Genomic DNA, 26,038 nt, shown 5'->3' with positions numbered 1-26,038 from the left:
GAGCCACGCGCACGCATCGATCGGCTGACCTGGGCAGAAATTCGCCGCCTGGCCCTGCGCCATAAAAAAGCCCTGTGGATTGCCAATGGGGTCGCGGTATTGGCGACCTTGTGCAGCGTACCAATTCCCTTGCTCCTGCCCCTGCTGGTGGATGAGGTACTGCTGGGCAATGGCGATGCCGCGTTGAAGGTGATGAACCACGCATTGCCTACGGCCTGGCAGCAGGCTGCTGGCTATATCGGCCTGATGCTGCTGATCACCCTGATCCTGCGTTGCGCGGCGTTGGTATTCAACGTGGTCCAGGCGCGCTTGTTTGCGGGGCTGGCCAAGGACATTGTCTACCGGATCCGGGTGCGGCTGATCGAACGGCTCAAGCGCGTCTCCCTGGGCGAATACGAAAGCCTGGGCAGCGGCACCGTGACCACGCACCTGGTCACTGACCTGGACACTGTGGACAAGTTTGTCGGTGAAACCTTGAGTCGTTTCCTGGTGGCCATGCTGACCCTGGTTGGCACCTCCGGGATCCTGATGTGGATGCACTGGCAGCTGGCGCTGTTGATCCTGCTGTTCAACCCGCTGGTGATCTACGCCACGGTGCAGTTGGGCAAGCGGGTCAAGCACCTCAAGAAGCTGGAAAACGACAGCACCTCGCGGTTTACCCAGGCCCTGACGGAAACCCTCGATGCTATCCAGGAAGTACGCGCTGGCAATCGCCAGGGCTTTTTCCTCGGGCGCCTGGGGCAGCGCGCCCAGGAAGTGCGCGATTTTGCCATCAACTCCCAGTGGAAAAGCGATGCCTCCAGCCGGGCCAGTGGCTTGCTGTTCCAGTTTGGCATCGATATTTTTCGTGCGGCGGCGATGCTCACCGTGCTGTTTTCCGACCTGTCCATCGGTCAGATGCTCGCGGTGTTCAGCTACCTGTGGTTCATGATCGGTCCGGTGGAGCAACTGCTGAACCTGCAATACGCCTACTACGCCGCCGGTGGCGCGCTGACGCGGATCAACGAACTGCTGGCCCGTGCCGACGAACCGCAATATACCGGGGGCGAGGATCCGTTTACCGGGCGCGAAACCGTGGGCATCGAGGTGCGGGGCCTGGATTTCGGCTACGGCGAGGAGTTAGTGCTCAATCAGCTGAACCTGGCCATTGCGCCGGGCGAGAAGGTCGCGATTGTCGGCGCCAGCGGCGGCGGTAAAAGTACCTTGGTGCAGCTGCTGCTGGGGCTCTACACCCCACAAGCGGGCACGATCCGCTTCGGTGGCGCGACTCAGCAGGCGATTGGCCTGGAAACCATCCGCGAGCATGTCGCGGTGGTGCTGCAACATCCTGCGCTGTTCAATGACACCGTGCGCGCCAACCTGACCATGGGCCGCGAACGCAGCGACCAGGCCTGTTGGCAGGCCCTTGAAATTGCCCAGTTGGATGCTACGGTCAAAGGGTTGCCCCAGGGCCTGGACAGCATTGTCGGGCGCTCGGGGGTACGTTTGTCCGGTGGCCAGCGCCAACGTCTGGCGATTGCCCGGATGGTGCTGGCCGAGCCAAAGGTGGTGATTCTCGACGAAGCCACCTCGGCCCTGGATGCGGCCACCGAGTACAACCTGCACCAGGCGCTGGCGCGGTTTCTCAGTGGGCGTACTACACTGATCATTGCTCACCGTTTGTCGGCGGTGAAGCAGGCTGATAGGGTGTTGGTGTTTGACGGTGGGCACATTGCCGAAGATGGCGACCACCAGCAACTGATTGCCGATGGCGGTTTGTACGCCAAGCTTTATGGACACTTGCAACAAGTTCGCTGAATCGATCCTGGCCCCTATCCTGGAGGGATCGCGTTTGGCCTCGGCTGTGCTGTCAGGAGCAGTTTTTACTCGCCTGTGCTGATGCAAGGGACCTCATGAAGCAGAAGCGAACTCTCGGAACACCCCGGTTACTGGGTATTGTCTGGCCCTTTATTGCTGTCGTGCTGTTCCAGGCATTGCTGGGGTGCGTCAGTCTTTACATGCTGTCGGCCGTGCGCGGCTATGTGGCGGGCGAGAGCCTGTGGTCCAAGGGCCAGAAAGACGCCATCTACTACCTGACCCTGTACGCCGACAACCGTGACCAGGCGACTTTTCTCAAATACCAGAACGCCATTGCCGTGCCACAGGGCGGGCATGAGTTGCGCGTGGCCCTGGATCGCCCCAGCCCTGACCTGACGGCCGCGCGCCTGGGCATTCTCAAGGGTGGCAATCATCCTGATGACGTATCGAGCGTGATCTGGCTGTACCTCAACTTTCGCCATTTCAGCTATCTGGAGAAGGCCATCGAGTTGTGGACCGTGGGCGATGGTTACCTGGTGCAACTCGATGACCTGGCGCAGGAGATGCACCGGGCAATCCTGGCCAACCAGGTCAGCAGCAGCGAGATCCGTGCCTGGAAAGAGCGCATTATCGCGATCAACGATGGCGTGACGCCGGCGGCCAAGGCCTTCAGCGATGCGCTGGGCGAAGGCTCCAGGATGATTCTGCGCCTGTTGCTGATCACCAACCTGGCCACCGCCCTGGGCCTGATTGCCTTGGCGTTGTTGCGCACGCGCAAACTATTGGCCCAGCGTCATGCGTTTGCCGATGCCTTGCAACTGGAGAAGGAGCGGGCACAGATCACCCTGGAGTCGATCGGCGACGGAGTGATCACCACCGATGTCGATGGCGCGATCGCCTATATGAACCCGGCGGCGGAATTCCTGACCCACTGGAATGCTGCTCAGGCCCAGGGCCTGCCTTTGGCTGCGTTGTTCAACCTGCTGGATGAAAACGCCCAGGCCGATGGGTTTACCCTGATCGATCACATCCTGGGTGGTCAGCTTAGCGGTGGCAGCGAGCATTCCAAGCTGATCCAGCGCCTGGATGGCAGCACCGTCTCCGTGACCCTGGTCGGTGCGCCGATCCGCAGTGCCGGTAAAGTCAGCGGTGCAGTGCTGGTGTTGCACGACATGACCCAGGAGCGCCAGTACATTGCCAATCTGTCCTGGCAGGCGACCCATGACGCCTTGACCGGGCTTGCCAACCGACGCGAGTTCGAATACCGCCTAGAGCAAGCGCTGCATGGCGTCGGGCGCCAGCAGTCGGGGCACCACGCCTTGATGTTTCTCGACCTGGACCAGTTCAAGCTGGTCAATGACACCTGTGGCCACGCGGCGGGCGATGAGTTGCTGCGCCATATCTGCGCCCTGCTGCAATCGGACCTGCGCGAAGGCGATACCCTGGCCCGCCTGGGGGGCGACGAATTTGGCATTCTGCTGGAGAATTGCCCGGCGTCGGTGGCCGAAAAAATCGCCGAAAGTCTGCGTCACACCGTGCAAAACCTGCACTTCGTCTGGAAAGGGCGGCCATTTGTCACCACGGTCAGTATCGGTCTGGTGAATATCTCGCACACCCCGACCACCCTGGAAACCTCATTGCGGGCCGCGGATATGGCCTGCTACATGGCCAAGGAGAAAGGCCGCAACCGGGTGCAGGTCTATCACGCCGATGACACCGAGTTGTCCTTGCGCTTTGGCGAGATGGCCTGGATCCAGCGCTTGCACATGGCTCTGGAAGAGGACCGTTTTTGCCTATATGCCCAGGAAATTGCACCCTTGGGCCACACCGTGGCGGGTGCCGGGCATATCGAGATCCTGCTGCGCCTGCACGATGAAGCGGGGCGGATCATCTTGCCCGACAGCTTTATCCCGGCCGCTGAACGTTACGGGTTGATGACCTCGTTGGACCGCTGGGTGGTAGAAAACGTGTTCAAGCTCATTGCCCGTTGCATGATCGAACGCCCGGGCAGGCCGATGGCGATGTGTGCGATCAACCTGTCGGGCATTACCATCGGCGATGACGACTTCCTGCGCTTCCTGCGGGAGAAGTTCGCCGCCTATGACATTCCTCCGGGCATGATCTGTTTTGAAATCACCGAAACCAGTGCCATCTCGAATTTGGGTAGCGCCATTCGTTTTATCAACGAACTCAAAGCGTTAGGTTGTTGCTTCTCGCTGGATGACTTTTGCGCCGGAATGTCCTCATTCGCCTACCTCAAACATTTACCTGTAGACTTCCTGAAGATCGATGGAAGTTTCGTAAAGGATATGCTGGACGACCCGATTAACCGCGCCATGGTCGAAGTGATCAATCACATCGGCCATGTCATGGGTAAACGTACGATTGCCGAGTTTGTCGAGACACCGCACATCGAGCAGGCATTGCTTGAGATTGGCGTGGACTACGCTCAGGGCTACCTGATTGAACGCCCGCAATTGTTTACCTTTGATAGTTTGCAGTGTCGACCTGCGCGCCCGCAGCCCCTGTTATTCAGGGCGCCCGGCACGTTCCGCTGAAGCATCTGCCGGTCTGTACACATCACACATCAAAAGGAGCCCGACAGTGATCGACACATTCAGCAGAACCGGCCCGCTTATGGAGGCCTCAAGCTACCCCACCTGGGCTCAGCAATTGATCCAGGACTGTAGCGAGAGCAAGCGCCGGGTTGTCGAACACGAACTGTACCAGCGCATGCGCGATAACAAGCTCAGTGCCAAAACCATGCGCCACTACCTGATTGGTGGATGGCCGGTGGTTGAACAGTTTGCGTTGTACATGGCACAAAACCTGACCAAGACCAAGTTTGCCCGTCATCCTGGCGAGGATATGGCGCGGCGTTGGCTGATGCGCAATATTCGTGTGGAACTGAACCATGCCGATTATTGGATGCACTGGGCACGCGCCCATGGCGTTGGCCTGGAGGAGTTGCAGGCGCAGAACGTACCGCCAGAGTTGCATGCACTGAGCCATTGGTGCTGGCACACCAGTTCGGCAGATTCGTTGATCGTGGCCATTGCCGCTACCAACTACGCCATTGAGGGGGCCACTGGGGAGTGGTCTGCGCTGGTGTGTTCGACGGGCGTCTATGCCGCAGCTTTCCCCGAGGAAGATCGCAAGCGCGCCATGAAGTGGCTGAAGATGCATGCCCAGTATGACGACGCCCATCCATGGGAAGCGTTGGAGATCATCTGCACCCTGGCCGGGATGAACCCGAGCAAGGCGCTGCAAGTGGAACTGCGCCAGGCCGTGTGCAAGAGCTACGACTACATGTATCTGTTTCTGGAGCGCTGCATGCAGTTGGAGAAAACCCCGGTGACCCGCGAGCGCCAGGTGCTGGCGGCCAGCGAAGCCTGACCCAGGCATGGCGGGGTAGCGTTTACCCCGCCATTGCCAGGCGGTTGCGGCCTTCGCGCTTGGCCACATACAAGGCATTGTCGGCCCGGCGCAGCAGGCTTTCGGCGGACTCTCCAGTCAACAGGGTCGAGCAACCCAGGCTCACCGTCAATTCGATACGCGTGGTGTCCGCCCAATAGTCCTGGGCCTGCGCTGCCTGGCGCAGACGTTCGCCCACCATGGCTGCGGCATCCCGGCCGGTGTTGGAGAGCAGGATCAGAAACTCTTCCCCGCCAAACCGAAACACCATGTCCACATTGCGCAACTGGTTCTTGATCGAGGCGGCGACGGCCTTGAGCACCTTGTCGCCCGTGGCATGGCCGTGGCTGTCGTTGATACGCTTGAAGTGATCGATGTCGAGCATCAGCAAGGACAGCGGGTGCAGATGCCGCTTGGCCATCTCGATTTCCCGGCCCAGGGTCTGGTCCATGGCGATGCGGTTGCCGGTCTCGGTCAGTGGGTCACGCAGGGCGCTGCGGGTTGCGGCGCGATACAGCAAGGCGTTGCGCATGGGATAGAGCAGGCTGGCCAGCAGCGACTCCAGATTGCCCTGTTCCTCTTCGCTGAAACGCTGGTTGCGGCGAAATACCAGTTCGCCCAGGTGCTCACCCTGATGGCTGAGGCTATAACTCACTGAATGATGGCCGCGCTGGCCATATTCCAGGCGCAGGTCGCTGGCTTCATGACTGTATTGCAGGGCATCCAGGGGCACCAGGCGCTGCACTTCGCGAAAGAACAGGCCAAGGATCCGCTCGGGTTCCAGGCTGGTCTGCAATTGCAGGTTCAACTGCTGACGCAACTGCGCGAGGCTGATGGGGCGCCGTGCAATCAGGGAAGGCTGGCCAAAGCCCAGGCGCTGCAATTTGGCACTGTCGAAGTCAATTGCGTTGGTCTGGGTCGGTGTTTTCATAAGCAGGTAGGCCTCTAAGCACTTAATGCTGTCTTACAGGCTCGGTGGGAGCGGCGTTTTACTGTTCCTTCAGTTCCGTAAAACATAGGTAACAGTCTAGTCCGCTTTACCGGGGGTTATAACCCCTGATCCCATGCCACACGTCTTGACGTCGCGCCGCCTGCTTAAACAAATTGGAGCGAAAAGCGTGCCATTTCGTGCGAAGTATTTTTATTGCTTGTAAAACAATGGGATGGGATTTTCTTGCGTATGCACAGTGTTGGAAATTTGGCGCCGGCCCCTGTAGGAGCGAGCTTGCTCGCGATAGCAGTGGATCAGTCAATAAACTGGGGACTGACACACCGCCTTCGCGAGCAAGCCCGCTCCCACAGGAAACCAGTGCTAGCCGTAGGGTTATTGCGCGTCAAACGCCTGCCCATTGATCCCTGAGCTGTCCGGCCCCATCAGGTACAGGTACACCGGCATGATCTCTTCCGGCAGCGGGTTGTTGGCCGGGTTTTCTCCAGGGTAAGCCTGGGCGCGCATGCTGGTGCGGGTGGCGCCGGGGTTGATGCTGTTGGCGCGCACTGCGGCGACGGTGTCGAGTTCGTCGGCCAGGGTCTGCATCAGGCCTTCGGTGGCGAATTTCGACACGCCGTAGGCGCCCCAGTAGGCGCGACCCTTGCGTCCGACGCTGCTGGAAGTGAACACCACCGAAGCGTCCTGGGACAGCTTGAGCAACGGCAGCAAGGTCGCGGTCAGCATAAACATGGCATTGACGTTGATATGCATGACGCGCATGAAGTTTTCGCCCGACAGCTGTTCGATCGGGGTGCGTGGGCCAATGATCGAGGCGTTGTGCAGCAGGCCGTCGAGATGGCCGAACTCTTTTTCGATCATTGCCGCCAGCTCATCGTATTGATGAGGCAGGGCCGTTTCCAGGTTGAACGGAATCACCACCGGCTGCGGGTGGCCGGCGGCTTCGATTTCATCGTAGACCTGGGCCAGGTTGGCTTCGGTCTTGCCCAGCAACAGCACGGTGGCACCGTGGGCGGCATAGGTCTTGGCCGCCGCTGCACCAATCCCGCGACCGGCGCCGGTGACCAGGATGACCCGGTCCTTGAGCAATTCTGGGCGTGCGGAGTAATCAAACATAATCGACCTCAACAAAATTCAGTGGGGCAGCACATATCTGAATGTGGGAGCTTCATTTAACCTGTCAGCAACTGCAGAGTGCGCTATCGAGCACCTTGCGCAGCTCCAGCGGGTGATCGACCACGACGTCGGCGCCCCAGTTACGGGCATTGTCGTCGGGGTGGATGTAGCCGTAGGTGACGGCAGCGGTGCGGGTGCCGGCGTCGCGGCCCGACTCGATATCGCGCAGGTCATCGCCGACGAACAGCACACTGGCCGGGTCCAGGTCGAGCATCTTGCAGGCCAGGATCAGTGGCTCCGGATCGGGCTTGCTGTTCTTCACGTGGTCCGGGCAAATCAACAGGGCCGAGCGCTCGGCCAGGCCCAGTTGCTGCATGATCGGTTCGGCGAAGCGCAGTGGCTTGTTGGTGACCACGCCCCAGATCAGCTTGGACCGCTCGATGTCTTCCAGCAGTTCGGCCATGCCATCAAACAACTTGCTGTGGATCGCGCAGCCCTTGAGGTAGCGTTCGAGGAACTCCAGGCGCAACGCTTCAAAGCCTGGGGACTCGGGGTCCATGGAGAATGTCACGGCAACCATGGCCCGGGCGCCGCCGGAGATTTCATCACGGATATGCTGGTCGTTGATCGGCGCAAGCCCGCGCTCGGCGCGCATGGCCTGGCAGATGGCGATAAAGTCCGGCGCGGTATCGAGCAGCGTACCGTCCATGTCGAAAAGAACCGCTTTCAACTTCACAGGCTTATTCCTCTCGCAGGGTCTGGATCATGTAGTTGACGTCCACGTCGCTGGCCAGCTTGTAGTGCTTGGTCAGTGGGTTGTAGGTCAGGCCGATGATGTCCTTGACTGTCAGCCCGGCCTGGCGGCTCCAGGCGCCCAGTTCAGAAGGACGGATGAACTTCTTGAAGTCATGGGTGCCGCGCGGCAGCAGCTTCATGATGTATTCGGCGCCGATGATCGCGAACAGGTAGGCCTTGGGGTTGCGGTTGATGGTGGAGAAGAACACCTGGCCGCCCGGCTTGACCATACGGAAACACGCGCGGATCACTGATGAGGGGTCTGGAACGTGCTCCAGCATCTCAAGGCAAGTCACCACGTCGAACTGCTCGGGCAACTCTTCGGCCAGGTCTTCGGCAGTGATCTGCCGGTATTCCACACTCACGCCCGACTCCAACTGATGCAGTTGGGCCACGGCCAGCGGCGCTTCGCCCATGTCGATGCCCATGACCGTGGCGCCACGCTGGGCCATGGCTTCGCTGAGAATGCCGCCACCGCAGCCTACGTCGAGGACTTTCTTGCCGGCCAGGTTGACGCGCTCGTCGATCCAGTTGACCCGCAACGGGTTGATGTCGTGCAGGGGCTTGAACTCGCTCTCGCGGTCCCACCAGCGATGGGCCAGGGCTTCGAATTTGGCGATTTCGGCGTGGTCGACGTTACTCATGGGTAGTCCTCTAAATCCGATAAAACGGTTTGCCGGGCCTGGAATGCTGATCCAGGGCCGGCGTTATTCGTGATGTCCGCTGATGCGCCGGCCCCAGGCAGCGGCTGTGGCGCTCAACTGCTGTTCATCCATACGTGTCAGTTGCCGGTCGTCGAGCAGTTGCTTGCCGCCGACCCAAAGGTGTTTCACACAATCGCGTCCGGTGGCATATATAAGCTGCGAGACCGGATCGTAGATCGGTTGCTGGGCCAGTCCCGACAGGTCGAAGGCCACGATATCCGCGGCCTTGCCTACTTCCAGCGAGCCGATTTCCGCTTCCAGGCCCATCGCTCGCGCACCGTTGAGGGTGGCCATGCGCAACGCACGATGGGCATCCAGGGCGCTGGCCGAGCCGGCGACGGCTTTGGCCAGTAGCGCAGCGGTGCGGGTTTCGCCCAGCAGATCCAGGTCATTGTTGCTTGCCGCGCCGTCGGTGCCTACTGCCACATTGACGCCGGCCTGCCACAGGCGTTCCACCGGGCAGAAGCCGCTGGCCAGTTTCAGGTTGGATTCCGGGCAGTGGATTACGCTGCTGTTGCTTTCTACCAGCAATGCCAGGTCGTCTTCGCTGATTTGGGTCATATGAACGGCCTGCAGGCGCGGGCCGAGCAACCCCAGGCGGGCGAGGCGGGCCAGGGGGCGTTCGCCGTACTGCTCAACGGACTGCTGCACTTCAAAGGCGGTTTCGTGGATGTGCATATGAATGGCAGCGTCCAACTCCTCGGCGATCACCCGGACTTTTTCCAGGTTGGCATCGCTGACGGTATAGGGCGCGTGGGGGCCAAAGGCGATTTTGATCCGTGGGTGGTGCTTGAGGTCGCCAAACAGTTCGATGCCCTGGCGCAGGGCCTCGTCGGCGGTGGCGGCGCCAGGGATCGCAAAGTCGAGGATCGGAATCGCGATCTGCGCGCGGATACCACTGTTGTGCACGCGTTCGCTGGCGATCTTGGGGAAGAAGTACATGTCCGAGAAGCAGCTAATGCCGCCCTTGATCTGTTCGGCGATCGCCAGGTCCGTGCCGTCGCGCACGAAGGCTTCATCGACCCACTTGGCTTCGGCGGGCCAGATGTGCTTTTCCAGCCAGGTCATCAGCGGCAGGTCATCCGCCAGGCCGCGAAACAGGCTCATCGCCGCGTGGCCATGGGCATTGACCAGGCCCGGGCTGAGCAGTATGCCCGGCAACTCGCGCACTTCGTGGGCCGCCAGCTTCAGGGCCTGCGTACGCGGCCCGATATACGCAATGCGACCGTCGCGGATGCCCAGGCCATGCTCCTTGAGCACCACGCCGGCAGGCTCGACCGGTACCAGCCAGGTTGGCAGTAGCAAGAGGTCGAGCGGGGCAACGGGTGGTGTCATGGCGAGCAGCGTCCGGGGCGGTGATATAAAGAGGGGCGAAGTATACCCGAGCGTCCTGGCTGGCGGATCGCTATAATCGGCGGCTTTTGTTCACGAGTGCGGGGTTAGGGATGCGCGATCGACTGTTGGCAGCGGAGAAGGTGAAGGCCATCGATTGGCGTGATGGCGCACTGCACCTGCTCGATCAGCGTGCGTTGCCGTTTCGGGAAAGCTGGGTCGTGTGCTCGACTGTCGAAGAGGTGGCCGCAGCCATTCGCTCGATGGTGGTGCGTGGCGCTCCGGCCATCGGCATCAGCGCTGCCTACGGGCTGGTGCTGGCCGCGCGCGGGCGGATCGCCGAGGGTGGTGACTGGCAGGCCTCGTGGGAAGAGGACTACGCGCTACTGGCTGACTCCCGTCCTACTGCTTCAAACCTGTTCTGGGCCCTCAAGCGTATGCGCGATCGCCTGGACCGCCTCCGGAAGCACGCCGACCCGCTGGCGGTGCTGGAGGCCGAAGCTGTCGCAATTCATGAAAGCGACCGCGAAGCCAACCTGACGATGGCGCAATTGGGCGTCGAGTTGATCCGCAAGCACCAGGGCAACGCCCAGGCCATCCTGACCCATGGCAATGCGGGGGCCTTGGCCAGCGGCGGTGTGGGCACGGCTCTCGGGGTGATCCGTGCGGCTTTCCTGGAAGGTATGGTCGAGCAGGTCTACGCCAACGAAACCCGCCCGTGGCTGCACGGATCGCGGTTGACCGCCTGGGAGCTAGCGGGCGAGGGCATTCCGGTCACGGTGAACGCCGACTCGGCGGGCGCGCATATTCTCAAAACCAAGGGCGTGACCTGGGTGATCGTTGGTGCCGACTGCATCGCCGCTAATGGTGATGTCATCAGCAAGATCGGCACTTATCAGTTGGCGGTGTGCGCCATGCACCATGGCGTGCGCTTTATGGTGGTGGCGGCGAGTTCGACCCTGGACCTGATGATGGCTACTGGCGATGACGTCGCCCTGGAAGAGCGCGATGCCGGCGAGTTGCTGGAGGTTGCCGGGCAGCGCTTTGCTGCCGATGTCAATGCCTTCAACCCCGTGTTTGACGTGACCCCTGCTGACTTGATCGACGTGATCGTGACGGAAAAAGGCATCGTCGAGCGGCCTGATAGCGCAAAGATGGCCAAGTTGATGTGCCGTAAGCGCCTGCACTAAGGGCGTTGGTGTCTGGCAGATTGCAAGCGCGAGCAAGCCCGCTCCCACCCTTGATCTGTGAATACAGTCAAAATGTGGGGGCGGGCTTGCTCGCGATTGGCCCGAAAAGCCAACAAAACCCTCGGATTCATACGCAAATCCGAGCCTTGATCCAGCTCTGAGCCCCTCTCGTCGCCCTCAAGCCTGTCATCCGTCAACTTACTACGCTCCATGCGCATCTGGGGGATAGGTGCGTGGCGGCGATTGTGATACCATTCGGCGGTTTCCAAGGTCACCCCGAGGGGCGGCCTTTAATGCGCAGATCCGTGTCATAACTCGTTGATTTGTCGTAAGTCGTTGCCAGGCATCATGTCGGCGGCGGCGAGCTTCGTTTGTCCCGTATGGATGTGACGAAGTTTCACCCGAAAAAGGAATCAGGCTTCTCATGGGCGAACTGGCCAAAGAAATCCTCCCGGTCAATATCGAAGACGAGCTGAAACAGTCCTACCTCGACTACGCAATGAGCGTAATTGTCGGGCGGGCACTGCCTGATGCGCGCGATGGCTTGAAGCCCGTGCACCGGCGTGTGCTGTTCGCGATGAGCGAGCTGGGTAACGACTGGAACAAGCCGTACAAGAAATCTGCCCGTGTTGTCGGTGACGTGATCGGTAAGTATCACCCTCACGGCGACACTGCGGTGTACGACACCATCGTTCGGATGGCCCAGCCGTTTTCCCTGCGCTACCTGCTGGTAGACGGCCAGGGCAACTTCGGTTCGGTGGACGGCGATAATGCTGCGGCCATGCGATACACCGAAGTGCGCATGACCAAGCTGGCGCACGAACTGCTGGCCGACCTGCATAAAGAAACCGTGGACTGGGTGCCGAACTACGACGGCACCGAAATGATCCCGGCGGTCATGCCGACCCGTATTCCCAACTTGTTGGTCAACGGCTCCAGCGGTATCGCCGTGGGCATGGCCACCAACATCCCGCCACACAACCTCGGTGAAGTCATCGACGGTTGCCTGGCCCTCATCGACAACCCCGAGCTGACCGTCGATGAGCTGATGCAATACATCCCCGGCCCGGACTTCCCGACCGCCGCGATCATCAACGGTCGCGCCGGCATCATCGAAGCCTATCGCACCGGTCGCGGGCGCATCTATATGCGCGCCCGCTCGATGATCGAAGACATCGACAAGGTCGGTGGCCGCCAGCAGATCGTCATCACCGAACTGCCTTACCAGTTGAACAAGGCGCGTCTGATCGAGAAGATCGCCGAGCTGGTTAAAGAGAAGAAACTGGAAGGCATCACCGAACTGCGCGACGAGTCCGACAAAGACGGTATGCGCGTGGTGATCGAGCTGCGTCGTGGCGAAGTGCCTGAGGTGATCCTCAACAACCTCTACGCCCAGACCCAGCTGCAAAGCGTGTTTGGTATCAACGTCGTGGCCCTGATCGACGGTCGCCCGCGCATCCTGAACCTCAAGGATCTGCTGGAAGCCTTCGTGCGTCACCGTCGCGAAGTGGTGACCCGTCGTACCGTATTCGAACTGCGCAAGGCTCGCGAGCGTGGGCACATCCTGGAAGGCCAGGCGGTTGCGCTGTCGAACATCGACCCGGTTATCGCCCTGATCAAGGCTTCGCCGACCCCGTCGGAAGCCAAGGAAGCACTGATCAAGATGCCGTGGGAATCCAGCGCCGTTGTGGCGATGGTTGAGCGCGCCGGTGCCGATTCGTGCCGTCCGGAGACCCTGGACCCACAATACGGCCTGCGCGACGGCAAGTATTTCCTGTCGCCGGAACAGGCCCAGGCCATCCTGGAACTGCGCCTGCACCGCCTGACCGGTCTGGAGCATGAAAAGCTGCTGGCCGAGTACCAGGAGATTCTCAACCAGATCGGTGAGTTGATCCGCATCCTCAACAGCGCTGTGCGCCTGATGGAAGTGATCCGCGAAGAACTGGAAGTGATCCGCGCCGAATATGGCGACGTGCGCCGCACCGAAATCCTCGATGCCCGCCTCGACCTGACCCTGGGTGACATGATCCCGGAAGAAGAGCGTGTGGTGACCATTTCCCACGGTGGCTACGCCAAGACTCAGCCATTGGCTGCGTACCAGGCCCAGCGCCGTGGTGGTAAAGGTAAATCGGCTACCGGCGTTAAGGATGAGGACTACATCGCTCACCTGCTGGTTGCCAACAGCCACACCACGCTGCTGCTGTTCTCCAGCAAGGGCAAGGTGTACTGGCTCAAGACCTACGAAATCCCGGAAGCGTCCCGCGCCGCCCGTGGGCGTCCGCTGGTCAACCTGCTGCCGCTGGACACTGATGAATACATCACCACCATGCTGCCGGTTGAGGAATACACCGAAGGTCACTTCATCTTCATGGCAACCGCCAAAGGCACCGTGAAGAAGACCCCGCTGGAATCCTTCAGTCGTCAACGCAGCGTGGGCCTGATCGCCCTGGAGCTGGACGAAGGCGACGTACTGATCTCCGCCGCCATCACCGATGGCGAGCGTGAAGTCATGCTGTTCTCCGACGGTGGCAAGGTGACGCGCTTCAAGGAATCCGACGTGCGTGCCATGGGCCGTACCGCCCGTGGTGTGCGTGGCATGCGTCTGCCGGAAGGGCAGAAGCTGATTTCCATGCTGATCCCGGAAGAAGGCAGCCAGATCCTCACGGCTTCGGCGCGTGGTTATGGCAAGCGTACCGCTATTGGCGAGTTCCCCGAGTACAAGCGTGGCGGCCAGGGCGTTATCGCCATGGTCAGCAATGATCGCAACGGCCGTCTGGTTGGCGCGGTCCAGGTGCTCGATGGCGAGGAAATCATGTTGATTTCCGACCAGGGCACCCTGGTGCGTACCCGGGTTGATGAAGTGTCGAGCCTGGGTCGTAACACCCAGGGCGTGACCTTGATCAAGCTGGCCAGCGACGAGACCTTGGTGGGCCTGGAGCGTGTCCAGGAACCGTCGGAAGTCGAAGGTGAGGAGCTGGAGGGTGAGGGATTCGATGGCGAGGTGATCGCAGCCGGCGATGACAACGTCGACGAGCCAACCCTCGATGCCGCCGCAGACGAAGAAGAGCCGCAGGCGTAAGCGGACAAACAAGGGGGCGGATGAAGATTCGCCCCCTTGTTATTTGTCCCTTTTGAAACAGGTGGGAGCTGGCTTGCCTGCGATACAGGCACCTCGGTATTTCAGCGATACCGCGGCGCTGCCATCGCAGGCAAGCCAGCTCCTACAGGGCGTGTGTTGCCCGATATTGATTGCAGCCCCCAACAGATCAGAGCGAGATTGGATGTGAGCAAGAGAGCCTATAACTTCTGTGCTGGTCCCGCGGCACTTCCTGAAGCGGTCCTGCAGCGCGCGCAGGGTGAACTCCTCGACTGGCATGGCAAAGGCCTCTCCGTGATGGAAATGAGCCATCGCAGTGATGAGTTCGTGTCCATTGCCACCAAGGCCGAGCAGGATCTGCGTGACCTGCTGGACATCCCGTCGGACTACAAGGTGCTGTTCCTGCAAGGCGGCGCCAGCCAGCAGTTCGCCCAGATCCCGCTGAACCTGCTGCCGGAAGACGGCACTGCCGACTATATCGATACCGGTATCTGGGGGCAGAAGGCCATTGAAGAGGCCTCGCGCTACGGCAACATCAACGTGGCCGGCACTGCCAAGCCGTACGACTATTTCGCCATTCCAGGTCAGAACGAATGGAAGTTGTCGAAAGACGCGGCCTACGTGCATTACGTGCAGAACGAAACCATCGGCGGCCTGGAATTCGACTGGGTACCTGAAGTGGGTGATGTGCCTCTGGTGTGTGATATGTCCTCGGACATTCTCTCGCGCCCGATGGATGTGTCCCGCTACGGCATGATCTACGCCGGCGCCCAGAAGAACATCGGCCCGAGCGGCATCCTGGTCAACATCATCCGCGAAGACCTGCTCGGTCGTGCCCGCTCGGTGTGCCCGACCATGCTCAACTACAAGGTCGCGGCCGACAACGGCTCGATGTACAACACCCCGCCGGCCTTTGCCTGGTACCTCTCGGGCCTGGTGTTCGAGTGGCTCAAGGAGCAGGGCGGTGTCGCGGCCATGGGCAAGCTCAACGAAGAGAAGAAGCGCACCCTGTACGACTTCATCGACGCCAGCGGCCTGTACAGCAACCCGATCAGCCTGAGCGCCCGTTCGTGGATGAACGTGCCGTTCCGCCTGGCCGACGACCGTCTGGACAAGCCATTCCTGGCGGGTGCCGACGCGCGTGGCCTGCTGAACCTCAAGGGTCATCGTTCGGTGGGTGGCATGCGTGCCTCGATCTACAACGCCGTTGATATCAATGCCATCAAGGCGCTGGTGGCTTACATGGCAGAGTTCGAAAAGGAACACGGCTAATGTCTGAGCAAGAACTCAAGGCCCTGCGCGTGCGCATTGACGCCCTGGACACCAAAGTCCTGGAGCTGATCAGTGAGCGGGCGCGCTGTGCCCAGGAAGTGGCACGGGTCAAAATGGCCTCCCTGGCTGAAGGCGAAGTGCCGGTTTTTTACCGTCCGGAGCGTGAAGCCCAGGTGCTCAAGCGCGTCATGGAGCGCAACCAGGGGCCGCTGGGCAATGAAGAAATGGCGCGGTTGTTCCGCGAGATCATGTCTTCGTGCCTGGCCCTGGAGCAGCCATTGAAAGTGGCTTACCTCGGCCCCGAGGGCACCTTCACCCAGGCGGCGGCCATGAAACATTTCGGCCACGCGGTGATCAGCAAACCCATGGCGGCCATCGACGAAGTGTTCCGCGAAGTGGCTGCGGGTGCGGTGAATTTTGGCGTGGTGCCGGTGGAAAACTCCACCGAAGGTGCGGTCAACCATACCCTCGACAGCTTCCTTGAGCACGACATGGTGATCTGTGGCGAAGTCGAGCTGCGTATTCACCACCATTTGCTGGTGGGCGAAAACACCAAGACCGACAGCATCAGCCGTATTTACTCCCATGCCCAGTCGCTGGCCCAGTGCCGCAAGTGGCTGGATGCCCATTACCCGAATGTCGAGCGCGTGGCGGTGTCCAGCAACGCCGAAGCGGCCAAGCGGGTCAAGGGTGAGTGGAATTCGGCGGCGATTGCCGGGGATATGGCGGCGGGTCTGTATGGCCTGACACGCCTGGCCGAGAAAATCGAGGATCGCCCGGACAACTCCACGCGTTTCTTGATGATCGGCAGCCAGGAAGTGCCACCGACCGGCGATGACAAGACCTCGATCATCGTCTCCATGAGCAACAAGCCCGGCGCGCTGCATGAGCTGCTGGTGCCGTTCCATGACAACGGGATTGACCTGACGCGAATTGAGACGCGTCCTTCACGCAGCGGTAAATGGACCTATGTGTTCTTTATCGACTTCGTCGGCCACCACCGTGATCCGCTGGTCAAGGGTGTGCTGGAGAAAATCAGTCAGGAAGCCGTGGCACTCAAGGTGCTGGGCTCCTACCCGAAAGCGGTTTTGTGAGGCTTTGACATGAGTGGCAACTTCCTCGCCCTGGCACAGCCGGGCGTGCAACAACTGTCGCCTTACGTTCCAGGCAAGCCTGTGGACGAGTTGGCGCGCGAGCTGAACCTGGATCCGGCAAAGATCGTCAAGCTGGCGAGCAATGAAAACCCCCTGGGTCCAAGCCCCAAGGTGCTGGCGGCGCTTCGCGAAGAGCTGGCCGAACTGACGCGTTACCCTGATGGCAATGGTTTTGCCCTCAAGTCCCTGTTGGCCGAGAGCTGCCGGGTTGAGCTGGCTCAGGTCACCCTGGGCAACGGTTCCAACGATATTCTGGAACTGGTGGCGCGTGCCTATCTGGCGCCGGGCTTGAATGCAGTGTTCAGTGAGCATGCGTTTGCGGTCTATCCGATTGTCACCCAGGCCGTCGGTGCCGAAGCGCGGGTGATTGCCGCCAAGGACTGGGGGCATGACCTGCCGGCCATGTTGGCCGCCATCGACGCCCAGACCCGGGTGGTGTTTATCGCCAATCCGAACAACCCGACCGGCACCTGGTTTGGTGTCGAGGCGCTGGACGAGTTCCTGCAAGACGTGCCGGAGCATGTGCTGGTGGTGCTGGACGAGGCCTATATCGAGTATGCCGAAGGCAGTGATCTGCCCGACGGCCTGGACTTCCTGGCGGCCTACCCGAACCTGCTGGTCTCACGCACCTTCTCCAAGGCTTATGGCCTGGCGTCGTTGCGGGTCGGTTACGGGTTATCCACAGCCGTCGTCGCTGATGTGCTGAACCGGGTGCGCCAGCCGTTCAACGTCAACAGCCTGGCGCTGGCGGCGGCTTGTGCGGCGCTCAAGGATGCCGAGTACCTGGAAGAAGGGCGGCGGATCAACGAGAGTGGTATGCAGCAACTGCAGCAGGGCTTTCGTGAGCTGGGCCTGGGTTGGATTCCCTCCAAGGGCAATTTCGTTTGCGTCGACCTTGGCCAGGTGGCAGCCCCAGTGTTCCAGGGCCTGTTGCGCGAAGGCGTGATCGTGCGTCCGGTGGCCAATTACGGCATGCCGAACCACTTGCGTATCACCATTGGTTTGCCGGCTGAAAACAGCCGCTTCCTTGAGGCGTTGGCCAAGGTTCTGGCCCGTGGTTGATGTGATTGCAAAGCAACTTGCTGTGCCTGTGATCGGTCGCCTGGTGGTGGTCGGTCTGGGATTGATTGGTGGCTCCTTTGCCAAGGGCCTGCGTGAAAGCGGCCTGTGTGGCGAAGTGGTTGGCGTGGACCTGGACCCGCAATCGCGCAAACTGGCGGTTGAGCTGGGCGTGGTGGATCGCTGCGAGGCGGACCTGGCGGTTGCCTGTCAGGGGGCTGATGTCATTCAGTTGGCGGTGCCAATCCTGGCTATGGAAAAACTGCTGGCGTTGTTGGCCGGCATGGATCTGGGCCAGGCGATCCTGACAGATGTCGGCAGCGCCAAGGGCAATGTGGTGCGCGCGGCACGGTTGGCGTTTGGCGGTATGCCGGCGCGTTTCGTGCCGGGGCATCCGATTGCCGGCTCCGAGCAGAGCGGGGTGGAAGCCTCCAACTCGCAGTTGTTCCGTCGGCACAAGGTGATCCTCACGCCATTGGCCGAAACCGACCCTGCGGCCTTGGCAGTCGTGGACCGCCTGTGGCGCGAACTGGGTGCGGATGTCGAGCATATGCAGGTCGAGCGCCACGACGAAGTGCTGGCGGCGACCAGTCATTTGCCGCATCTGCTGGCATTTGGCCTGGTTGATTCCTTGGCCAAGCGTAACGAGAATCTGGAAATTTTCCGTTACGCAGCCGGTGGTTTCCGCGACTTTACTCGGATCGCCGGCAGTGATCCGGTGATGTGGCACGACATCTTTCTCGCCAATCGCGAGGCAGTGCTGCGGACTCTAGACACTTTTCGCAGCGACCTCGACGCCTTGCGCGACGCGGTCGATGCCGGCGACGGGCACCAGTTGCTGGGTGTCTTCACCCGTGCGCGGGTCGCACGTGAGCACTTCAGCAAGATTCTGGCGCGCCGGGCCTATGTGGATGCGGCAGTGAACGCCGATGATGTGGTCTTTGTCGCCAGTCCGGGTGGGCGTTTGAGCGGAACGGTCCGAGTGCCGGGTGACAAGTCCATTTCCCATCGATCGATCATGCTGGGGTCGCTGGCGCAGGGTGTGACTGAAGTCGAAGGTTTCCTGGAAGGGGAGGATGCCCTGGCGACCTTGCAGGCGTTCCGTGATATGGGCGTGGTGATTGAAGGCCCGCATCATGGGAAGGTGACCATCCATGGTGTCGGCTTGCATGGCTTGCAGCCTGCGCCGGGCCCTATCTATCTCGGTAATTCGGGCACTTCCATGCGCCTGTTGTCGGGATTGCTGGCGGCGCAGCGTTTTGACAGTGTCTTGATCGGCGATGCTTCGCTGTCCAAGCGGCCGATGAATCGGGTAGCCAAGCCGTTGCGGGAAATGGGGGCAGTGATCGAGACTGGCCCTGAAGGCCGACCACCACTGACCATTCGCGGCGGGCAAACTCTCAAGGGCTTGAGCTATATGCTGCCGATGGCCAGTGCCCAGGTTAAATCCAGCCTGCTGTTGGCCGGGCTGTATGCCGAAGGGCGTACGGCAGTCACCGAGCCTGCGCCAACCCGTGATCATACCGAGCGGATGTTGCGCGGCTTTGGCTGCCCGGTGGAAGTCGCAGGCGCGACGGCAGCCATTGAGTCAGGTCATGCATTGGTGGCAACGCGTATCGAAGTGCCGGGCGACATCTCTTCTTCGGCATTTTTCTTGGTGGCAGCCTCGATAGCCGAGGGTTCGGAGTTGCTGCTTGAGCATGTGGGGATCAATCCGACCCGTACCGGAGTGATCGATATCCTGCGCCTGATGGGGGCTGATATCGCCCTGGAAAACCCGCGCGAAGTCGGGGGTGAGCCTGTGGCCGATCTGCGCGTGCGTGCGGCACCGCTCAAGGGTATCGAGATTCCGGAGGCGCTGGTGCCCCTGGCAATCGACGAGTTCCCCGTACTGTTTGTTGCCGCCGCCTGCGCGCAAGGGCGTACGGTATTGCGGGGTGCCGAAGAGTTGCGGGTCAAGGAGTCCGACCGGATCCAGGTCATGGCCGATGGTCTCCTGGCGCTGGGCGTGAAGTGTGTGCCGACACCTGATGGGATTATCATTGACGGTGGCAGCATGGCGGGTGGCGAGGTGCATGCACACGGTGATCATCGGATTGCCATGGCATTCAGTGTGGCTTCCTTGTGTGCTACTGGGCCGATTCGTATCCATGACTGTGCCAACGTAGCAACATCTTTTCCGAATTTTCTTACACTGTGTGCCCAAGTCGGCATTCGTGTTGCCCAAGAGGCTCAATTGTGAATATCAAAGCACCGGTGATTACCATCGACGGGCCAAGCGGTTCTGGCAAAGGCACGGTTGCGGGCCTTTTGGCCAAGCGTCTGGGGTGGTGCCTGCTGGATTCCGGGGCGCTGTATCGCTTGCTGGCTTTCGCAGCGCGCAACCATGGCGTCGACCTGACCAACGAAGAGTCGTTGGTGCTGCTGGCGGCTCACCTTGACGTGCAGTTCGTCGGGGCGACCGAAGGTCACTCGCTGCGCATTATCCTCGAAGGCGATGATGTGACCGATGACCTGCGTAACGAGCAGGTCGGCTCCTGGGCCTCTCAGGTCGCCGCATTGCCGGCCGTGCGTGATGCCTTGCTGCAACGCCAGCGGGCTTTCCAGGAGCCGCCTGGCCTGGTGGCCGATGGTCGCGACATGGGCACCGTGGTGTTTCCCGAGGCGCCGCTGAAGATTTTCCTGACGGCCAGTGCCGAGGAGCGGGCGCGCCGCCGTTACTTGCAGTTGAAGGGCAAGGTGGATGGTGTTAGTCTGTCGAGTCTGCTAGATGAGATTCGTGCACGCGATGAGCGTGACACCCAGCGTGCGGTAGCCCCGCTCAAACCGGCGGCTGACGCCATACAGCTGGATTCCACGGAATTGTCCATCGAGCAGGTGTTGGAACGCATCTTGAGTGAAATCGCTCTTCGCGATATCGCCGGATGACTCAGAGGAAGTGCAGGGGACCAGTCCTAGACCTGCGCTTCTTCTCTTATATGAACGTAACCCACACCGTCTGGGGTGTGGCAGATGGGCGTATTCTTCGCCCTTATCAACAGGAATTAAAATGAGCGAAAGCTTTGCGGAACTCTTTGAAGAAAGCCTAAAAACCCTGAACCTTCAGGCAGGCTCCATCATCACCGGTGTTATCGTTGATATCGATTACCAAGCTCGCTGGGTAACCGTTCACGCTGGTCTGAAGTCTGAAGCACTCATCCCGCTTGAGCAGTTCTACAACGACGCTGGCGACCTGACTATCAATGTCGGTGACGAAGTTCACGTTGCTCTGGACTCGGTTGAAGACGGTTTCGGTGAAACCAAGCTGTCCCGTGAAAAAGCCAAGCGCGCTGAATGCTGGATTGTTCTCGAAGCAGCCTTCGCAGCTGAAGAAGTGGTCAAGGGCGTTATCAACGGTAAGGTTAAAGGCGGCTTCACTGTCGACGTTAACGGCATCCGTGCGTTCCTGCCAGGTTCTTTGGTCGACGTTCGTCCTGTGCGCGACACCACGCACCTGGAAGGCAAAGAACTCGAATTCAAGGTCATCAAGCTCGACCAGAAGCGCAACAACGTTGTCGTTTCCCGTCGCAGCGTCCTGGAAGCAGAGAACTCCGCCGAGCGTGAAGCTCTGCTGGAATCCCTGCAGGAAGGCCAACAAGTCAAAGGTATCGTCAAGAACCTCACCGATTACGGCGCATTCGTCGATCTGGGTGGCGTCGATGGCCTGCTGCACATTACCGACATGGCTTGGAAGCGTATCAAGCATCCTTCCGAAATCGTCAATGTTGGCGACGAGATCGATGTCAAGGTTCTGAAATACGATCGCGAGCGCAACCGTGTTTCCCTGGGCCTGAAGCAACTGGGTGAAGATCCATGGGTTGCTATCAAAGCCCGTTACCCAGAAAGCACTCGCGTAACCGCGCGTGTTACCAACCTGACCGACTACGGCTGCTTCGCAGAGCTGGAAGAAGGCGTGGAAGGCCTGGTACACGTTTCCGAAATGGACTGGACCAACAAAAACATCCACCCTTCGAAAGTCGTACAAGTCGGCGACGAAGTGGAAGTTATGGTTCTGGACATCGACGAAGAGCGTCGTCGTATCTCCCTGGGCATCAAGCAGTGCAAATCTAACCCATGGGAAGATTTCTCTGGCCAGTTCAACAAGGGCGATAAAATCTCCGGCACCATCAAGTCGATCACCGATTTCGGTATCTTCATTGGTCTGGACGGCGGCATCGACGGCCTGGTTCACCTGTCCGACATCTCCTGGAACGAAGTTGGCGAAGAAGCTGTTCGTCGTTTCAAGAAGGGCGACGAGCTGGACACCGTTATCCTGTCGGTTGACCCAGAGCGCGAGCGCATCTCCCTGGGTATCAAGCAACTGGAAAGCGATCCGTTCTCCGAGTACGTTCAAGAGAACGACAAGGGTGCAATCGTTAAAGGCATCGTGAAGGAAGTTGACGCTAAAGGCGCCATCATCACTTTGGGTGACGATATCGAAGCGACTCTGAAAGCCTCCGAAATCAGCCGTGATCGCGTTGAAGACGCTCGTAACGTTCTGAAAGAAGGCCAGGAAGTAGAAGCCAAGATCATCAGCGTTGACCGCAAGAGCCGTGTAATCCAGCTCTCCATCAAGTCGAAAGACGAGATCGAAGAGAAAGAAGCAATCCAGAGCCTGCGCGATAAGCCAGCTACCTCTGACATTGCTTCGGGTCCGACCACTCTGGGCGACCTGCTGCGTGCACAAATGGAAAAACAGAACTAAGTTCTGTCAGACCATAGAAAAAGGGCGACTTCGGTCGCCCTTTTTTGTGTCTGTGATTTGGGTTTTACGGGGCGGGAGGTTGGTAGGTGTAGCGCGATCGTCCTGAGGCTGCTTGCAGGCGGCGATCTTGCTATTGAGGCACACTTCCAGTGCTTTTCTGGGGAAGGGTCTCCTGCGCTTTCCTGGGGTGAGCCTGCTCTCGTCCTTGGTCTTGTGGGGGTTGCCATAATTTGCGCAAGATAAGTCAAGCCACAGGCTGTTCAAATTCATCTGGTCATGCTAAAACCTTCGGAGCGCTTTTCCTAGCTGCTTGAAAAAGAAGGGAAAAATATGACGAAGTCGGAGTTGATCGAACGAATTGTCACCCATCAAGGGCTGCTCTCATCCAAGGATGTGGAGTTGGCCATCAAGACCATGCTTGAGCAAATGTCCCAGTGCCTGGCCACGGGCGATCGAATCGAGATTCGTGGGTTTGGCAGTTTTTCGCTGCACTACCGTGCGCCACGTGTGGGCCGCAACCCAAAAACCGGCCAGTCCGTCAGCCTCGACGGCAAATTTGTGCCCCACTTCAAACCGGGCAAGGAATTGCGCGATCGAGTGAACGAAGACGAAGAAGAAAGCGTCTGAGTTTTTTTGGGGATAGGAGAAGTTTATGCGCGGTGTAAAGCGCGTCGCCCTGGTACTGATTGTGCTGGTCGTCACCTTGGTGATCCTGGCATTCGTACTGGAAAACCAGCAAGGCGTCGCCCTGGCGTTTTTGGGATGGTCTACGCCAGAGCTGCCAGTTTCGGTGTTTGTGACATTGGCGTTGATTGTTGGGATGCTGGTGGGGCCGATCCTGGGGTTGCTAGTGCGCCGCAAGAAGCGCCTAAAGCCAGTGTTGTAGTGTTGGACTGACGGCTTAGACCGTTTGTCGACTGTATTGTAGGGTTGAGCCTTCCCTTTGGCGTCGGTTCCCTAGGCGGTTAAGCGTTAAGCACTTCTCTGTGTTCAAGAAATAGTGGCTTTAATGGGCTCTCAGGCCTTAATTCTTACAACTTCTTCGATGTTTGAGAATTGCCTTAAAGTCATGTCAAGTCTTGCAATGTGACGGCGAGATGGCAAAATGCAACCTGTTCTCGATACCAGTCATTTTGTGTGTCCAAGGCTAGGCAGCGACGCTGGGCTTTTGGTCGACCCTTATAAATATAAAATCACCACAAGATCGTCTGCATAACGAGCCCGCAGTTTCTCCTTGAAGGCAGGTTTTTGTTGTGAGTAGTAGCTTCCGCGCGCCCCCCGTTCCCTCGTCCGGCGAGATTGATCTCGTCGCGTTGTTTAATATCGTTTGGCGGCAGAAGAAGCTCCTTGCTGCTGTGACTGCTGGTGTCGGCTTGCTGGCTGCTGCCTATGCTTTTCTGGCGACTCCCGAGTATCGGGTCAGCACAGTGCTGCGCCCAGCTGCGCTCAATGAACTCGATGCGTTGAATCGCTCTGAGGTTTATCAGCTTCCTCCGCCGGACGCGCTGCTCAAGGTGGGTGCATCCCTTGAGTCGTACGATACCCGCCTGGCTTTTTTCAGGGCCAATCAAAATCTGTTCAAAGAGTTTGAGCGACCAGGCCGAACCTTGGAGCAGAGCTTTGAGGAGTTTAATCGAAATTCGATCAAGTTGGTTTTGCCGGACGCAAGCAAGAAAGATTCCTTGAGTGCCTTTATCAGGCTTGATATGAACTACCCCAAAGGGATTGATGGAGTTTCGATCCTTAATGGCTTTGTCGATTATGCAATTGCCAATGAGCAGGAACAAATAGCCGCAGATTTAAAGGTGATTGTAAAAAACCGTCTGAATGAGCTTGAAGGAAGGTACGACTCCGCACGCAAGAACTACGATATTGAGAAAGAAGCAAAAATTGCTTCTTTACAGGAAGCTGATGCGACTCGGCGTGCGCAATTGCAGGATGAGTTGAAAGCACTGCGCGTCCAACTGAAAACCCATCGAGGTGATCGGATGGCTCAGTTAAACGAAGCCATCGGAATCGCAAAGTCTTTGGGTATTCAAAAGCCAGCGACACCATCCTCCCTGGGCGAGTCGATGCGTTCCGGTGCTTCGAGCGTAATGCGCACCGAGATCAACAATCAGCAAATCCCGCTTTATTTTATGGGGGTAGAGGCGCTCAAGGCTGAACTGACGGCTCTGCAGCAGCGTAAAACCGATGATTTCACGGAAGGTCGCATTGCGCAGATTGCAAAGGAGCTTCAGATGTTAGCGACCAATCGTGAAATTGAAGTGCTCAGCCGTCGGAAAAATGAGGATATCTTCCTTGCCGGTGTGCAGCCAATACGGGCCGAAATGACTCGTCTGAGTAATTTGAATATTGATATGAGCCGATTGAAGCTCGTGACTATCGACCAGCAGGCGCTTGAACCGCTGTCGCCCGTCAAACCAAATCGCCCTTTGGTGGTACTGATCGGATTGTTTCTGGGCGCTATCCTTGCGGTGTTTATTGCCTTGGCCCGCCATGTTTTCCGTCGAGCGGACAATGAGGGTATGCATCAGGTGAGTTTGGCGCATGCGTCTTTACTAAATGAGTCTGAAGGTGCTAGGCGCGAGATTTCAAAAAGCTGACTGTGGTGGAGTGAAGCGGGCAGTTACTGCTGCGGGGGGGGGGCGAATATAAAACAACCCACTTTGAGTGGGTTGTTTTATTTCAGCTCGGGCGGGGGGCGTAAAGAGGTCAAAGGTTACTGAAAATCTCCAATGGCCGTATAATCAGCCGGTAGCACATGACTGTGCCAGGTAGGCGCGCAGTGCCGTGCATGCTCAGGGCTGAATGTGTACGGCCGCTTTGGATATCAATAGGCGGCGGAGGCTGGTCGAGACATAGAGGATTTTTCGGTGATTAATACATGAGGCTGAAACTCGGTGGCGGTTTGGCTGTCTACGGTGTCTTCCGTACGTCTGTCTGGTACCTGGTGCAATGTAAGCCGCGGCAGGATGGGCGTGCCGAGGAGCATCTCACCCGCCAGGGCTATATGTGCTGTCGCCCCATGTGCGATCGGGAAAAGATCGTACGTGGTCGCCGCCAGGTTCTATCTGAGTCTCTGTTTCCTGGTTATCTGTTCATACAAATAACGGATGATGCAGGCTGGTCTCCCTTGCGTTCTACTCGCGGCGTGAGCCATGTGGTGAAGTTCGGTGGAAAGCCGCTTGCAGTCAATGACCGGCTCGTGAGCCAGTTCCAAAGCCGCGATGGTGTGTTGTCGATAGCCTTTCAGGCAGGCGACAAGGTTCGGATCCTGGATGGCGGTTTTGCTGATGTCGAGGCCATTTTCAAGGCCGCAACCGGTGATGAGCGTGTTGTGCTGCTTATAAAGCTACTTAATCGTGCACAGGAACTGACGCTGCCACTCAAAAGCGTCGCTTCATACTGAGGT

The 26,038-nt window shown here is 59.2% G+C and carries 20 protein-coding genes; 15 read left to right on the top strand and 5 right to left on the bottom strand.

Translation table 11 applies throughout. The features are described 5' to 3' along the window. The first annotated feature begins 15 nt into the window (after nt 1-15). The 3 genes from BFQ03_RS05210 to BFQ03_RS05200 all read left to right on the top strand — a co-directional run bounded on the left by BFQ03_RS05210 (nt 16) and on the right by BFQ03_RS05200 (nt 5,193). The gene (locus BFQ03_RS05210; protein WP_032863439.1) at nt 16-1,797 is read left to right on the top strand and encodes an ABC transporter ATP-binding protein; all 1,782 of its coding nucleotides are present in this window, start codon (nt 16-18) and stop codon (nt 1,795-1,797) included. Nucleotides 1,798-1,892: 95 nt separating this feature from the next. Further along, nucleotides 1,893-4,355, top strand: coding sequence for an EAL domain-containing protein (locus tag BFQ03_RS05205; protein WP_032863172.1), 2,463 nt, complete (start codon nt 1,893-1,895; stop codon nt 4,353-4,355). A gap of 46 nt (nt 4,356-4,401) precedes the next feature. Beyond that, on the top strand, nt 4,402-5,193 hold the full coding sequence (locus BFQ03_RS05200; protein WP_032863170.1) for an iron-containing redox enzyme family protein: 792 nt from the start codon (nt 4,402-4,404) through the stop codon (nt 5,191-5,193). 22 nt (nt 5,194-5,215) lie between these two features. Here the strand turns inward: BFQ03_RS05200 and BFQ03_RS05195 are convergent, their stop codons facing one another. The 5 genes from BFQ03_RS05195 to BFQ03_RS05175 form a co-directional block, all read right to left on the bottom strand. After that, nucleotides 5,216-6,142 (bottom strand): GGDEF domain-containing protein, encoded by a 927-nt coding sequence (locus BFQ03_RS05195; RefSeq protein ID WP_032863168.1) that lies wholly within the window; start codon nt 6,140-6,142, stop codon nt 5,216-5,218. A 393-nt stretch (nt 6,143-6,535) separates the two neighbouring features. Then, nucleotides 6,536-7,276, bottom strand: a complete 741-nt coding sequence (locus tag BFQ03_RS05190; RefSeq protein WP_032863166.1) for a YciK family oxidoreductase — start codon at nt 7,274-7,276, stop codon at nt 6,536-6,538. Between the two features lie 64 nt (nt 7,277-7,340). After that, complete coding sequence (gene mupP / locus BFQ03_RS05185) at nt 7,341-8,012, bottom strand: N-acetylmuramic acid 6-phosphate phosphatase MupP (RefSeq protein ID WP_032863164.1); 672 nt, start codon at nt 8,010-8,012, stop codon at nt 7,341-7,343. A 4-nt stretch (nt 8,013-8,016) separates the two neighbouring features. After that, the gene (ubiG, locus tag BFQ03_RS05180; protein WP_032863162.1) at nt 8,017-8,715 is read right to left on the bottom strand and encodes a bifunctional 2-polyprenyl-6-hydroxyphenol methylase/3-demethylubiquinol 3-O-methyltransferase UbiG; all 699 of its coding nucleotides are present in this window, start codon (nt 8,713-8,715) and stop codon (nt 8,017-8,019) included. Between the two features lie 63 nt (nt 8,716-8,778). Beyond that, nucleotides 8,779-10,110, bottom strand: coding sequence for a TRZ/ATZ family hydrolase (locus BFQ03_RS05175; RefSeq protein ID WP_065942628.1), 1,332 nt, complete (start codon nt 10,108-10,110; stop codon nt 8,779-8,781). A gap of 110 nt (nt 10,111-10,220) precedes the next feature. Here BFQ03_RS05175 and mtnA point away from each other — a divergent pair, with 110 nt between their 5' ends. From mtnA to rfaH, 12 genes are all read left to right on the top strand, one after another. Continuing rightward, nucleotides 10,221-11,297, top strand: a complete 1,077-nt coding sequence (mtnA, locus tag BFQ03_RS05170) for an S-methyl-5-thioribose-1-phosphate isomerase (protein WP_065942627.1) — start codon at nt 10,221-10,223, stop codon at nt 11,295-11,297. Between the two features lie 424 nt (nt 11,298-11,721). Beyond that, a complete protein-coding gene (gene gyrA / locus BFQ03_RS05165) occupies nt 11,722-14,376 on the top strand; it encodes a DNA gyrase subunit A (protein ID WP_065942626.1) in 2,655 nt (884 codons plus the stop codon). A 204-nt stretch (nt 14,377-14,580) separates the two neighbouring features. Beyond that, on the top strand, nt 14,581-15,666 hold the full coding sequence (gene serC, locus BFQ03_RS05160; protein ID WP_032863438.1) for a 3-phosphoserine/phosphohydroxythreonine transaminase: 1,086 nt from the start codon (nt 14,581-14,583) through the stop codon (nt 15,664-15,666). Further along, complete coding sequence (gene pheA / locus BFQ03_RS05155) at nt 15,666-16,760, top strand: prephenate dehydratase (RefSeq protein ID WP_029298704.1); 1,095 nt, start codon at nt 15,666-15,668, stop codon at nt 16,758-16,760. Before serC ends, pheA begins: the two co-directional genes overlap by 1 nt. 9 nt (nt 16,761-16,769) lie before the next feature. Then, nucleotides 16,770-17,882 carry a histidinol-phosphate transaminase gene (hisC, locus tag BFQ03_RS05150; protein ID WP_032863154.1) on the top strand — a complete coding sequence of 371 codons (1,113 nt, stop codon included), beginning with the start codon at nt 16,770-16,772 and terminating at the stop codon, nt 17,880-17,882. Nucleotides 17,883-17,910: 28 nt separating this feature from the next. Next, nucleotides 17,911-20,121, top strand: coding sequence for a bifunctional prephenate dehydrogenase/3-phosphoshikimate 1-carboxyvinyltransferase (locus BFQ03_RS05145; RefSeq protein ID WP_065942635.1), 2,211 nt, complete (start codon nt 17,911-17,913; stop codon nt 20,119-20,121). Next, nucleotides 20,118-20,807, top strand: coding sequence for a (d)CMP kinase (cmk, locus tag BFQ03_RS05140; protein ID WP_032863151.1), 690 nt, complete (start codon nt 20,118-20,120; stop codon nt 20,805-20,807). The genes BFQ03_RS05145 and cmk overlap by 4 nt, the downstream gene beginning before the upstream one ends. Nucleotides 20,808-20,928: 121 nt before the next feature. Then, nucleotides 20,929-22,623 carry a 30S ribosomal protein S1 gene (gene rpsA / locus BFQ03_RS05135; protein WP_029298694.1) on the top strand — a complete coding sequence of 565 codons (1,695 nt, stop codon included), beginning with the start codon at nt 20,929-20,931 and terminating at the stop codon, nt 22,621-22,623. A 330-nt stretch (nt 22,624-22,953) separates the two neighbouring features. Then, the gene (gene ihfB, locus BFQ03_RS05130) at nt 22,954-23,250 is read left to right on the top strand and encodes an integration host factor subunit beta (protein ID WP_008437689.1); all 297 of its coding nucleotides are present in this window, start codon (nt 22,954-22,956) and stop codon (nt 23,248-23,250) included. Between the two features lie 25 nt (nt 23,251-23,275). Further along, complete coding sequence (locus tag BFQ03_RS05125) at nt 23,276-23,509, top strand: lipopolysaccharide assembly protein LapA domain-containing protein (RefSeq protein WP_065942625.1); 234 nt, start codon at nt 23,276-23,278, stop codon at nt 23,507-23,509. 367 nt (nt 23,510-23,876) lie between these two features. Continuing rightward, entirely contained in the window at nt 23,877-25,229 is a 1,353-nt protein-coding gene (locus BFQ03_RS05120; protein ID WP_065942624.1) for a Wzz/FepE/Etk N-terminal domain-containing protein, read from the top strand. 281 nt (nt 25,230-25,510) lie between these two features. Beyond that, complete coding sequence (gene rfaH / locus BFQ03_RS05115) at nt 25,511-26,035, top strand: transcription/translation regulatory transformer protein RfaH (protein WP_065942623.1); 525 nt, start codon at nt 25,511-25,513, stop codon at nt 26,033-26,035. Nucleotides 26,036-26,038: the final 3 nt, after the last annotated feature.

Origin of the sequence: Pseudomonas sp. 25 R 14 (assembly GCF_900004755.1) — a bacterium.
Lineage (GTDB): Bacteria > Pseudomonadota > Gammaproteobacteria > Pseudomonadales > Pseudomonadaceae > Aquipseudomonas > Aquipseudomonas brenneri.
Note: the sequence above shows the minus strand (reverse complement) of the source record. Positions and strands in the feature narration are given on the sequence as shown.